Annotated in this window: 12 protein-coding genes and 5 tRNA genes; 15 read left to right on the plus strand and 2 right to left on the minus strand. The window is 45.5% G+C overall.

The genetic code is table 11. The features are described from left to right. Positions 1 to 6: 6 nt before the first annotated feature. The 12 genes from AMJAP_RS15345 (at position 7) to AMJAP_RS15400 (ending at position 8,413) form a co-directional block, all read left to right on the plus strand. Positions 7 to 81 (plus strand) — tRNA-Gln (locus tag AMJAP_RS15345). A gap of 153 nt (positions 82 to 234) precedes the next feature. Further along, the gene (locus AMJAP_RS15350) at positions 235 to 1,176 is read left to right on the plus strand and encodes a ribose-phosphate pyrophosphokinase (protein WP_026340206.1); all 942 of its coding nucleotides are present in this window, start codon (positions 235 to 237) and stop codon (positions 1,174 to 1,176) included. 129 nt (positions 1,177 to 1,305) lie between these two features. After that, positions 1,306 to 1,893, plus strand: a complete 588-nt coding sequence (locus AMJAP_RS15355) for a 50S ribosomal protein L25/general stress protein Ctc (protein ID WP_019622565.1) — start codon at positions 1,306 to 1,308, stop codon at positions 1,891 to 1,893. A 43-nt stretch (positions 1,894 to 1,936) separates the two neighbouring features. Then, on the plus strand, positions 1,937 to 2,527 hold the full coding sequence (pth, locus tag AMJAP_RS15360) for an aminoacyl-tRNA hydrolase (RefSeq protein WP_019622564.1): 591 nt from the start codon (positions 1,937 to 1,939) through the stop codon (positions 2,525 to 2,527). Positions 2,528 to 2,547: 20 nt separating this feature from the next. Continuing rightward, positions 2,548 to 3,639, plus strand: a complete 1,092-nt coding sequence (gene ychF / locus AMJAP_RS15365) for a redox-regulated ATPase YchF (protein ID WP_019622563.1) — start codon at positions 2,548 to 2,550, stop codon at positions 3,637 to 3,639. 177 nt (positions 3,640 to 3,816) lie between these two features. After that, positions 3,817 to 3,893: transfer RNA gene (locus AMJAP_RS15370), tRNA-Met, on the plus strand. 18 nt (positions 3,894 to 3,911) lie between these two features. Then, positions 3,912 to 3,986, plus strand: a tRNA-Gln gene (locus AMJAP_RS15375). 114 nt (positions 3,987 to 4,100) lie between these two features. Further along, a tRNA-Met gene (locus tag AMJAP_RS15380) sits at positions 4,101 to 4,177 on the plus strand. A 9-nt stretch (positions 4,178 to 4,186) separates the two neighbouring features. Beyond that, positions 4,187 to 4,261 (plus strand) — tRNA-Gln (locus tag AMJAP_RS15385). A 329-nt stretch (positions 4,262 to 4,590) separates the two neighbouring features. Beyond that, positions 4,591 to 6,726 (plus strand): EAL domain-containing protein, encoded by a 2,136-nt coding sequence (locus AMJAP_RS15390; protein ID WP_201356386.1) that lies wholly within the window; start codon positions 4,591 to 4,593, stop codon positions 6,724 to 6,726. A 233-nt stretch (positions 6,727 to 6,959) separates the two neighbouring features. Further along, complete coding sequence (locus AMJAP_RS15395; protein ID WP_201356387.1) at positions 6,960 to 7,787, plus strand: hypothetical protein; 828 nt, start codon at positions 6,960 to 6,962, stop codon at positions 7,785 to 7,787. Positions 7,788 to 8,050: 263 nt separating this feature from the next. Continuing rightward, entirely contained in the window at positions 8,051 to 8,413 is a 363-nt protein-coding gene (locus AMJAP_RS15400) for a hypothetical protein (protein ID WP_019622560.1), read from the plus strand. Positions 8,414 to 8,567: 154 nt separating this feature from the next. Here AMJAP_RS15400 and AMJAP_RS15405 read toward each other — a convergent pair whose 3' ends face one another. After that, positions 8,568 to 8,885, minus strand: a complete 318-nt coding sequence (locus AMJAP_RS15405) for a hypothetical protein (RefSeq protein ID WP_019622559.1) — start codon at positions 8,883 to 8,885, stop codon at positions 8,568 to 8,570. A 171-nt stretch (positions 8,886 to 9,056) separates the two neighbouring features. On the opposite strand from AMJAP_RS15405, the gene AMJAP_RS15410 reads away from it, so the two are divergent. From AMJAP_RS15410 to AMJAP_RS15420, 3 genes are all read left to right on the plus strand, one after another. Continuing rightward, a complete protein-coding gene (locus tag AMJAP_RS15410; RefSeq protein ID WP_201356388.1) occupies positions 9,057 to 9,422 on the plus strand; it encodes a hypothetical protein in 366 nt (121 codons plus the stop codon). 77 nt (positions 9,423 to 9,499) lie between these two features. Further along, complete coding sequence (locus AMJAP_RS15415; protein ID WP_019622557.1) at positions 9,500 to 9,919, plus strand: hypothetical protein; 420 nt, start codon at positions 9,500 to 9,502, stop codon at positions 9,917 to 9,919. 412 nt (positions 9,920 to 10,331) lie between these two features. Beyond that, positions 10,332 to 10,742 (plus strand): hypothetical protein, encoded by a 411-nt coding sequence (locus AMJAP_RS15420; protein WP_201356389.1) that lies wholly within the window; start codon positions 10,332 to 10,334, stop codon positions 10,740 to 10,742. A 582-nt stretch (positions 10,743 to 11,324) separates the two neighbouring features. On the opposite strand, the gene serB is transcribed toward AMJAP_RS15420, so the two are convergent. Further along, positions 11,325 to 12,539 (minus strand): phosphoserine phosphatase SerB, encoded by a 1,215-nt coding sequence (gene serB / locus AMJAP_RS15425; protein ID WP_019622555.1) that lies wholly within the window; start codon positions 12,537 to 12,539, stop codon positions 11,325 to 11,327. Positions 12,540 to 12,576 lie beyond the last annotated feature (37 nt).

Consider the following 12,576-nt stretch of genomic DNA (forward strand, 5'->3'; position numbering starts at 1 on the left):
AATTACTGGGGTATCGCCAAGCGGTAAGGCAACGGGTTTTGATCTCGTCATGCGCAGGTTCAAATCCTGCTACCCCAGCCATCTTTAACATTGCCTTCAATATGCGAAGCTAAAGAGAACGGCCGGGCAACGGCACCAGACCCATTTTTATGAGGTTTAAGTAGAGTGCTAGCCCCGTCACAAATTATGAAAGAATCTCAATTTAACGACTGTAGATCCGAGAAGGTAGACATTGTGCCTAAAATGATGGTCTTCACTGGCAATGCAAATCGCCAGCTGGCTGAGAAAGTTGTAGAGCGCCTGGATATTCCAATGGGCGAAGCCACCGTAACTAAATTCAGCGATGGCGAGGTCAGCGTTGAGATTCATGAGAACGCACGAGGCAAAGATGTATTTATCATCCAGCCTACCTGCGCTCCCACTAACGACAACCTGATGGAATTGATCGTGATGGCTGACGCTCTGCGTCGTGGCTCTGCCAGCCGTATCACCGCTGTAATTCCTTACTATGGTTACGCTCGCCAGGATCGCCGCCCGCGTTCTGCCCGGGTAGCCATCAGTGCAAAAGTAGTCGCTGACATGCTCGCCGGTGTGGGTATCGATCGGGTTTTGACTGTCGACCTTCACGCTGACCAGATCCAGGGATTCTTTGATATCCCTGTAGATAACGTCTACGGCTCTCCAGTTCTGCTGGATGAGATCGCCCGTCAGAGTTACGACAATCCAATTATCGTCTCTCCTGATGTTGGCGGTGTAGTACGTGCCAGAGCAGTTGCCAAACAATTAGACTGCGATCTGGCCATTATCGATAAGCGTCGTGAGAAAGCCAACGAAGCTCAGGTTATGAACCTCATCGGTGACGTAGAAGGCCGAACCTGTATTCTGGTTGATGATATGTGTGATACCGCTGGCACTCTGTGTAAAGCAGCTGGTGCACTGAAGGCAAATGGTGCGGTTAAAGTAGTAGCATATGCCACCCATGCCGTTTTATCAGGCGCAGCGATCAGCAATATCAGCGGTTCAGATCTTGATGAACTGGTTGTTACAGATACTATCCCGCTAAGCGAAGCGGCAGCGAACTGCAACCAGATCCGCCAGTTAACACTGGCTCCGATGCTGGCAGAAGCGGTACGCCGCGTCTGTAACGAAGAATCTATCAGCGCCATGTTCCGCTAAGCTTTCGAGCATAGCCAACAGCTGATACAGATCCCACTCTGGGATAACCCGCCCGTAAGGGCTTACTCAACAACTGCAAAGACCTGGTCGCAAGGTGTTTGCAGTTTTGTTTTTACTATAGGTATTAAAATGTCTAACTTTGTATTGAATGCTCAACCACGTACAGACGAGGGGAAAGGTGCGAGCCGCCGCCTGCGTCATTCTGGATATGTTCCAGCTGTAGTTTACGGTGGTGACAAGCGCAAAAAGCCTGTTTCTATCTCTCTGGAAAACCGCGTACTGGTTAAACAGACTGAAGATTCATCTTTCTTCTCCTCTATCCTGACTCTTGAGCTGGACGGAAAAGAAGAGAAAGTAATCATCAAAGATCTGCAACGCCACCCGGCTAAAAGCTCTATTATGCACATCGATTTCCTGCGCGTGACCAAGTCACAGCCAATCGAAATCATCGTTCCACTGAGCTTCGTTAACTTCAACGCTTCTCCAGCAGGAAAGGCGTCTGGTAAGCTTGATATCCAGCAGAACACAACTAAAATCCGCTGCCTGGCCGACAAACTGCCAGAAGCGCTGGAAGTTGATATGTCTGCAGTTGAGATGGGCCAGGTTACTCACCTGTCTGATATCGTTCTGCCAGAAGGCGTTGAGATTGTTCAACTGCGTCGTGGTTCAGACCGTGACCAGGGTATCGCTCAGACTTACTCTCCACGTGGTGCTTAATAAGACTGCGGGCTAATATCATTAGCTGACTACAGGTTCCGGTATGCAAGACCAGATACAACTGATCGTTGGCCTGGGTAATCCAGGTCAGAAGTACGACCAGACCCGTCATAATGCCGGAGCCGACTTTGTCGGGCAGCTTGCTGCCCGACATCTTACTCCCCTCAAGCCTGAATCAAAATTTCACGGCCTGTACGGGAAGATCAGCCTGAACGGCTCACCTGTTCACTTGTTGATCCCAACTACCTTCATGAATCTGAGCGGCCAGGCTGTTGCTTCGCTGGCTAATTTCTACAAGATTCCTGCTGAATCAATTCTTGTTGCCCACGATGAACTCGATCTGCCTCCCGGTGTTGCCCGCTTTAAATTAGGCGGAGGTCACGGTGGTCATAACGGTTTACGCGACATTATCAGCAAAATGGGCAACAACAAAAATTTCTATCGCTTGCGTATCGGCATCGGACATCCGGGCAGCGCAAGCGAAGTCAGCGGTTTCGTCCTGAAAAAAGCCCCGGCTTCTGAGTTTAAAATGACCGAAGCGGCTTGTGACGAAGCTATGCGAGTGCTGGAACAAGCCACCGGTGGTGACTGGCACAAAGCGATGACAACCTTACACACTTTTAAAGCTGAATAACTGACGACAGGATTACTGGCATGGGTTTCAAATGCGGCATCGTTGGCTTGCCAAACGTAGGTAAATCTACCCTTTTCAACGCCCTGACCAAAGCAGGTATCGGCGCTGAAAACTTCCCTTTTTGTACGATCGAGCCCAATGCAGGCGTTGTACCTATGCCTGACCCCCGCCTTGATGCGCTGGCGGACATTGTTAAGCCTCAGCGAGTCCTCGCCACCACGATGGAATTCGTCGACATTGCGGGCCTGGTAGCCGGCGCCTCTAAAGGTGAAGGCTTAGGCAATAAGTTTCTCGCCAATATTCGCGAAACCGATGCAATCGCACACGTCGTTCGTTGTTTCGAAGATGAAAACGTTATCCATGTAGCGAATAAAATCGACCCCATGGATGATATTGAGATCATCAATACTGAACTCGCATTAGCCGATCTGGAGTCAGTAGAAAAACAGCTAAATAAAGTAGCACGTATCGCCAACAGCGGTGACAAGGCGGCGATTAAATCCAAAGCCATTCTGGAAAAAGTTCTCGCCCAGCTGGAACAAGGAAAGCCGGTTCGCGCCCTGGAACTAAATGATGATGAACTCACTGAAATATCACAATTTCACTTGCTCACCATAAAGCCGACCATGTACATAGCGAACGTTTCCGAAGATGGCTTCGAAAACAATCCACACCTGGATAAAGTCAAAGCTCTCGCGGCGGAAGAAGGCGCTGAAATTGTTGCCATCTGTAACATGATGGAAGCTGAAATATCAGAGCTGGAGGACGATGAGAAAATGGAATTCCTTCAGGAAATGGGAATGGAAGAGCCAGGCCTTGATCGCGTTATCCGTGCCGGTTACTCCCTGCTAGGCCTCCACACTTACTTTACCGCCGGCGTTAAGGAAGTGCGTGCCTGGACGGTCAAAGAAGGCGCTACCGCACCAGAAGGCGCGGGAGTGATCCACACAGACTTCCAGAAAGGCTTTATCCGCGCAGAGGTGATCGGTTATGAAGACTTTATCCAGTTCAAAGGTGAATCCGGCGCTAAAGAAGCTGGAAAATGGCGCCTGGAGGGTAAAGATTACATCCTGAAAGACGGCGACGTGGTGCATTACCGCTTTAACGTTTAAGCAGGCCGCCTGGCAAAAAAAGCCCGGTTTACCGTATAAAAAACAGCCATTCGGAAGCAATTCCGGATGGCTTTTTTTTATTGTCGTTTCAGAGCCGATAAATGGCCGTTTTTTCCATCTAATCGGTTGACATGATTACCAAAAAAGAGAATAATTCGCGGCCTCAATAAGTGCTATGGCAATATAGCTCAGCTGGTTAGAGCATCGCATTCATAATGCGAGGGTCGCAGGTTCGAGTCCCGCTATTGCCACCATGTATTTATTGACTCTGCTGGGGTATCGCCAAGCGGTAAGGCAACGGGTTTTGATCTCGTCATGCGCAGGTTCAAATCCTGCTACCCCAGCCATTTTCTTCTCTCTATCTGATAGCGATAAGGAAAGGCTAGTAATAGTCGGAATTTTATTCTGATTATTGCAAACCACATTTATATAACGGTTATTAAACCCACTGTTATGTAAACGGCAATATAGCTCAGCTGGTTAGAGCATCGCATTCATAATGCGAGGGTCGCAGGTTCGAGTCCCGCTATTGCCACCATTCTTTTGCTGGGGTATCGCCAAGCGGTAAGGCAACGGGTTTTGATCTCGTCATGCGCAGGTTCAAATCCTGCTACCCCAGCCATCTTTTCTAAGATTCGCCTTCTCTGTTCTAACTAATCTGATTTCTTCTCGTTGAGAAGCATTATCAGCCCCTACCCAAACAACACAATAGTTATCTTACAAAGAACCCAACATTTACTCTGCCTTACTCTTCATAAAAAGGCTCTTATCGAGCAACGCACAAGTTTCGCTGTTTGCTACGCTCGGGCAACAAGTTACGGCTGTTTGGTCTTCAAGCCACCCTCCTCAGATCAAAGCACAACCTCTTTTAATATTTTGACCACTGACAGCCTCGCTTAAAGGCGATACACTCGATAGCTCCTAAAAGTATCTTAACTGCAGAAGAAGACAATGAGTGGACAAGCTGCGACAGGCACACCGGATGCCCTGTTAAAACGGATTATTTCAGAGAAGCGACAACGACTGCGCAAAAATGTGCATATCCTGTTTCTGGGTCTGACCGCAGAGGAAGCGGATCCCATTATCACCTTGCTTCGAGGCGCCAGACTTGCCCCCCGGGGTCAGCAGGTTCAGTCAGAAGAAGAGTTTAACGAAGCCCTGAGCGAACGCGCCTGGGACCTGATCCTCAGCCCTCAGGTAGAAGGGAAGTTCACTGCGAAAGAGGCCAGTCAGGTCCTTCAGCGGCTTAACAAAGATATCCCTATTATCCAGCTGGTTCCAAAGAATAGCAGCCAAAAGCTATTGCAGGGACTGAAGGCCCGGATGGCGACAGTCATCTCTCTAGATGAGCAGGAGCTGTTGCTGATTCAAATTCGCAGACAGCTTGAGCATCTGGAAAACCGTCGTCAATTGCGAATTGCAGAAGCCCAACTGGCAGAAGCGGAAAAGCACTGCCAGCAACTTGCAGCATTGTCAGAGTTACCGATTAGCTACCTATCGTACGACTTTATTTCAGAATATATTAACCCGGCATTCTGTGAACTCTTCGGCTTAGAGGAAAACGCGGTCAGCCAGGGAGAACAACTGGATAAGTTTATTGCGATGAAGGATCGCGACCAGCTTAAAACATCGCTGCAAGAAGCACTAGAAAACGATCACCCCATTAAAGCCGACCTGACCGGCCGCCGGATAGATGGAACAAATTTCCAGGCGGCGTTCAGCATCCAGCATGCCCGCTATCTGCACCAGGATTGTCTTCAGGTCATCATCAGTCCTGATAGTCGCCAAAATGATAAAAGTTTTGAAAATTTCGACCCGGCCACCCGCCTCTATGATCGGGATTACATGATCAACTCATTAGAGAAGGCCGTTCACAAAGCTCTGCCCGGCGGGGCTGATTGCAGTCTCCTGTATGTGAAATTTGATAACTATAATTCACTGCAATCCGAGTTAGGAGCAACCGGTAGCGATATCGTGCTTGCAGATGTTGCCGAACTCTTCCGCAACAAGATCAACAAAGCCCATATCTGTGCACGGTTAGAAGGCGGCGTATTTGCCGTACTCTTCCACGACCCCAACCCCGAGAAAGCACTGAAGCTGGCAGACCTACTGTGCCAGTCTGTCACCAAACTCAATATCAATGTAACGGGCACCACCGTACAAACAAGCTGTAGTATCGGTATCTGTACTATTAATGATAATGCCCCTCACTTTATGGAACTTCTCAACCGCGCGCGAATTGCCGCAGATGAAGTCGGTAGTAAGGGTCACAAAGGCAACGGCGTCAAACTATTCGAACTGGCCGCCGACGATACCGACGACGGAATAGACAATTCAGCCATCAATACCATCTGTGATGCACTGGATAATGATCAGTTCCGTATTCTATTCCAGCCAATTGTAGGCCTGACCACCGCCAACGGCTTAGGTAACTACGAGGTATTTCTTCGTCTAAATAAAAACGATAGTGAAGAAGGCTTGTCCCCTAACGTTTTCCTCACCACTATGGATCATGCGGAAACCAGCATTCGACTCGACAAGTGGGTCATAGAGCACGCATTCATCCGGATTGCCGAGAAACTCAAAGAGCAGCAGCGCAGTCGGGTATTTATTAATCTGACGGCCCGTTTTTACCAAGACTCTGATGTACTTAACTGGGTTGCAGATCAACTCAAAGCCTATCGAATTCCTGCTGATCTGATCGTCTTTCAGGTCAGTGAGTCAGATCTTAGTACCAGCCAGGCTCAAGCAGAAACCTTTAGGGCAGGACTAAAAAAACTCGGCTGTAAATTTTGCATCAAGCATTTCGGCGTTTCTGCTAACCGGGAATTACTGCGTAAAAAACTTAGACCAGACCTCGTTAAACTGGACGGTTCCTTTATACAAGACCTGAATACCTCAACGGATACCGACAAAGCCTTTGCGGCCATGATTAAGGAACTGAAAAAATCAAAAATCATTTCTATCGCCCCTCTGGTTGAAGATACCCGGCTAATGGGACGACTCTGGAAGCTAGGCGTTGATTATATTCAGGGCTACTACCTGCAACCCCCCGGGAAAGAGATGGACTACGATTTTTTTGATTAGAAATTAAATGCAGTGGCTAGATCGCCGCTTCGCGGCTGGCTAGTGATTAGAACGTCGCTACGCGACTTGCTCGAAAAAGCATAAAGAGCGAGGCTCTATAGTTAGTTTTTATGGGCATCAGAAATCAGGTGGAGTATGCCTGCTTTGTGCCAAAAGCGGACATTAGCTTGCTTCTGTTAAGAGGCTACTTACTGCTAAAATGTTCGTCGCAATATGGCTCCAAACGACTCTACATGGAATGTAATACAAATGCGCACGATAGCTTACACAAATATCACATCATTTCTTGCCTTATTTTTTTTGTTTGCTGGTCTCACGCAGACGGCACCATCAAAGGTGTCGATTTCTATGGTACATGGGCGACAACATCTTCCATAGCCACACCTAAGAGGCAGATCTTTAATATTTCGCCTAAGGGTGGGAGTTGGATTCGTATAGATGATCAAGGAAACGAAGATACAATTGCCCTCAAAGAATCAGATATTTTGATTAATGATGATCTTCTCATAGTTGATTACACAGATCAGAAATCAGGATGGAGAGCTAAGCATGTTCTAGGTGGATGGAACAGAGGAAAATACAAGGCAATATTTGGCACTGTCTTTATGTATAGTGGCAACGAACTTGATCTTTTTAACGGATTGCCTATTTCATTCAGAAACGGCACTGAACATTTACCACCCCAAGAAGTATGGGCTTTCTTTTCTAACCCTGGAATTTTAAAGAGTGAACCTGGGTCAATAGCAACGTTGGCACAAGCCTTAGAGGCTATTGCAGGAGTTGAAATCTCGGAAACGGAAACAACCAAAGATTTTCTGTTTAGTAAATTTAGAGCCGTAATTAGTTTTTCCAAAGAAGGAAATAAAATACACCCTTCAGTAGTAGGGCTTTGGCCATCAAGAAGAAATCCAGCTGAAATTGAGTTTGCAGGTAGGTTTGAAAATGATCGGGGCGCTTTTCAAGATTATTATATGGAATTTCAAGAAGATGCGAACCGTATAAAAGCGGAAACAGCGCAACAGCTTATGGAGCATATTGAGAACCTATCATCTGAAAAGTGATAGGTGTCTTTATGGAATTCATGTCCGCTTTGGGTCGATAGGCGACCTGTAGTCGTTCTCAAAGTGTTCTGAGGTCAGCTACGTGCCAGAAGCGGACACTTATATTCCTTCCGCTGCGAATAAGGACTAACAGTAACCATTTTCCTCAGTTTGTCCTCATCAAGGATTAGCATACGTTATGTGATATAAAATACGTCAAGAGTAATACATAACCTTATAAGCAGGTTTCAAAATCCAAAATTGATTGAGTTAAGGAGTATTCATTGCTGAAATTTGATGAGAACCATCATGAACATATGTATACAATTTCTTTGGCATTCACTCTTATTTTGGGAATAACTGCCATTGCAGGGTGTTTTTTTGCCGTTCGTTTAGACGGTATTATATTTGGCGTTATTACTGTGCTTTTAGCAATAAGCTCAGGAGGAGTGCAGGAAATTGTATTCAATAAAATAATGCGTAAAGCCAATTACCTATGTGTCATTATAGGAGGATCTGCAATAACTCTAGGTCTACTCTTTGAAGTTGAGGGGTTATTCTTTCTGTCAGCCCTCGTGCTCATCGCATGGCTTATATTATGTATTGCAAAGTTTGATGAAATTATAAATATTAAAACTATCAATTAGTAATTTCTAACTCACATTGCAAAGACAGGCAGTTGATACGTAATACACGTAGCTGCTTTAAGAGTTAATGTCCGCTTTGGGTCGGTAAGCAACCTAACAGCCCTGAGCCGAGCGAGGCAATTAGTTTAGGTCTGCTCCGTGCCAAAAGCGGACGTTAATAAAAGCTACTCCGTTGGCGGGGAAGCGCTTTTCGTAAGGCTTCAAGAGTCTTGCTCCACCCTATATGCTCTTTCCATAAACATCCATCGATCCAAACGTTGTAGCAATCAATACGGTTACTGCGATATAGTTCAATTCGATGGGTAACTGGAGTACCCGTATCGTAGTCTGTAATTTTGATTAACCTGCGCAGCTCAGGTAACTCAGGCGGATATTCAGGATGAATACCATTGATCCTTTTTTCCTCTCTGGCAGCCCTTGCCTTTGCATATTTAGTCACATATTCCTGATACTTACGGCTTCTGCGATACATCTTTTACCCGTCCCTAGATATAAATGTACCTTACAAGGTAGCAAAGCTTGCAAGCTCTGCAAGCTTGTATGGGCTCAATAATAAATTGTTATAGCAATTAATAAGGAAGTCGATATGAAATTCTGCCGTATAGTCTTTTCTATATGTTTCATCACATTACTAACTGGATGCATGGGAGGAGCAAATACAAAAGGGATTACTGCTACCTTCATTAATGAAGGAGGAATTTGGTATCAAGAAGTTACGACAGATTCTCATAATTTCGAGATACATATGTATGAGAATAAAGTAGGTTCACTGGACGTATTTGGCATTAATACAACAACTCCAGATGAGCGAGAATGGGTAGCAAGAGATGCTTTTAGCTTTATACCAGAGTGGAACAAGACAAAGGAATATCCAACTTGCCAGTCGCCGATAAAAGTCCTCGGTGAGAAAAGCTATCAAGTTACCAATCATCCTAAGAAATGGCTAAATACAACATGGTGGGTTTTATATGTGCAATGCGACAAGGTTAATCCTCACTATATTAGATAAGCTATAACAAATGCAGGCAGCGGGACATGCTAAAGCATGCCTCTGCTGCAAGGCGTTAGAAATCAAATGGAGTAAATGTGGAGAAGCTTGAAAAAACCCCAAAATTAATATGGGTGCTCGCTAGTATTACAATATTCATATCTGCTATTGGTATGCTATTTTTAGCTTTATACATAGAAATCGGCGCAGTACCGCACCCTTGGATATTTGGAATTAATGCAACTCTCAGCATTGTATTATCAGTTGGAATCATTCTTCGTAATGCATTGGCGGTTTATCTTTATGCGCTATTGAAAGTGTCTATGATTATTCCACTAATCGTTGCATCAGAATGGTTTATCGGTATTCCGTTTACATATAGTAAACTTGCATCTAGCGCTTTGTTGCCCATCTTACTTTTGGCAAGCAGTTTTTATTACATTAGTGGGTTCACTTCTTGGCCCATTTCTAACAAGCGCCTCCAAGATGAGCTACGCAAAAAACGCGCCGACACTTGAGGCGAGCGTTAATGTCCGCTTTGGGTCGATAGGCGACCTGTAGTCGTTCTCAAAGTGTTCTGAGGTCAGCTACGTGCCAAAAGCGGACATGGTGGTAATCAATGTGGTTACTACGCTATATTGCAATTCGATGGGTAATAGGAGTACCCGTATCGTAGTCTGTAATTTCGATTAACCGTGCCGAGCACGGGTAGTTCAGACGGATATTCAGGATGAATACCATTAATCCTCACAAGGCCATTAAAAAACGCCCTGAGGGCTGACCGCCGCTTGCGCTCCACTCTTTATGGCGGGCGTTATAGGACTACGGTTAGTATCATCTATCGGCCTTTTAATAGCGAAGAGAAATATTGAAGGAACAAGGATATAGAGGTTTTACTAATAATTGGTGGCGAGAGGAAAGAAAGTAACAATGGCATTCATTATGTTCAACTATAAAAATAAACGGTTAACTTCTTCAGGTGAAATAAACCATTACGAATCTTCTCTTAAATTGGATTACGATGTTTATAGTCCTAAATGGGGAAGATATTATAAGATTTATGACAGTTGTGAGTTAATTGCAGAAGTTACTGGTAATAATATTAAAATTAGTGGGAAGAGCTTGGCAGCCCAGAACTATCCTACAGAATGGATTTTATCGTCTGAGCCACTAAATATATTAAGATTTAATAGTAATGGTGAATATGTAATTGAAGATGAAGTGGTCGCAACGATATCTGGAAGTGGAGGCATTATTAATTGGCTAATTGATATGTTTCAGAAAAAAATTATTTTCCGTATGAACCGTATTGCAAAATTGTCTTTGATGAATCTAAGCTAGAGCCTTTTGTTGCTTTATGTTTATTATTTAAGAGTGTTGAGCACAGCACCTCTAGTTAGCAATATTAGGATCGTTGGAAAATCAATGGGGCACAATGAACCTCCCTGGTTAAACGTAGACTTTTAATGAGCAATCTCAAGGTGCCAGAATTTTTAAGTTCGAGTAGTCATGTTGCCCTATCAAGTGGGTCAACTGGACAGCAAAAAGCTTCGCTCCGGCTGCCCAGTTACTCAAGCGTTAATGTCCGCTTTGGGTCGAAAGCAGGCTTTATTGAAAAGCGGACAGGTTGGGTTTTATGCTCTTATCTCGCAAGTAAAACGCAGTTTTACGTCTAGCGAGTTGCGTAGCAACGATCTAGCTACTGAGTCCTATCCGCTTTGGGTCGGAAGCGGACTTTTTCGCCCAACATGTAAGAGGTGCCTGATTTCCACTGTTTAGCAAATATTAGAGCTCTGCAGTTTGTTCAGCCTTTCATCAAAACAGCTCCAAAAACAAAAAACCTGCCAACTGGCAGGTTTTTTTTAAGCTCTTGATTGTTCTAGCGACGAACAACTAGCAAGCGGCGCAGCCGCGTCTTTGCTCTTAAAGAGTGTCCCTATCGCGAAAACCGATCAGGTAAAGTATTCCATCCAGCCCCAGGGTTGAGATCGCTTGTTTAGCGCTGCGACGCACCAGTGGCTTCGCCCTGAAAGCGATCCCCAGTCCTGCGATTGAAAGCATCGGCAAGTCATTGGCACCATCACCTACGGCAATTGTCTGCTCCAGACGAATCCCCTCTTTCTCGGCAATTTTACGCAGTAGTTCAGCCTTACGCTTACCATCGACAACGGTGCCGGTAACATTACCTGTTACCTTGCCATCGGCGATCTCAAGCTCATTCGCATAAACGTAATCAAAGCCCATTTTTCGTTGCAGGAAGTTAGCAAAGTAGTTGAACCCACCAGAAAGTATGGCGGTTTTAAAGCCCAGTGCATGCAGGTTAGAAACTAACTCTTCAACACCTTCAGTTAACGGCAAGCGGTTGGCAACGCTTTCCAACACCGACTCATCCAGACCTTTGAGCAGGGCCATACGGCGTTTAAAGCTTTCGGTAAAATCGATCTCTCCACGCATTGCTGATTCGGTAATCTCAATCACCTGCTCACCAACACCTGCTTCTTTGGCAAGCTCATCAATCACTTCCGCTTCAATAAGGGTAGAGTCCATATCGAACACCACCAGGCGACGATTACGACGATAAATATCGTCTTTCTGGAATGCAATATCCACATCCAGGTCACTGGCGATACGCAGAAATTCTTCGCGTAGCTGGGCTGTATCAGCTGGAGCACCCCGTACAGAAAACTCAACACAGGCTTTCGTATTCGGCTGCTGAGTTGAACCTACTGAAACCCGGCCTGACAAACGACTGATATTGTCGATATTGAGGCCATGATCAGCTGCGGTCTGAGCCACTTTACCGATATGTTCTGCAGTCACTTTCCTCGCCAGTAGAGTAATAATATGACGAGACTTACCTTGTGCACCTACCCAGCTTTCATATTCACTGGGAGTCACCGGTTCAAAACGGATATTCATATCCATCTCATGCGCTTTGAATAAAACATCCCGTAGCAAACTGGACGCTTCTGCTTCCTCAGGCACACCGATAAGAATACCCAGAGATAGCGTATTATGAATAACCGCCTGACCGATATCGAGAATGTCGATATCGAATTGCGCCAGAGTACTGGTAATTGAGGAGGAAACCCCCGGTTTATCCTGACCGGAGATGTTAAGCAAGATAATCTCTTTCATGACCTATTCGCAATACGTTCTGAAGATGGCCGAATTA

It is taken from the genome of Amphritea japonica ATCC BAA-1530 (genome assembly GCF_016592435.1).
Classification (GTDB): Bacteria; Pseudomonadota; Gammaproteobacteria; order Pseudomonadales; family Balneatricaceae; genus Amphritea; species Amphritea japonica.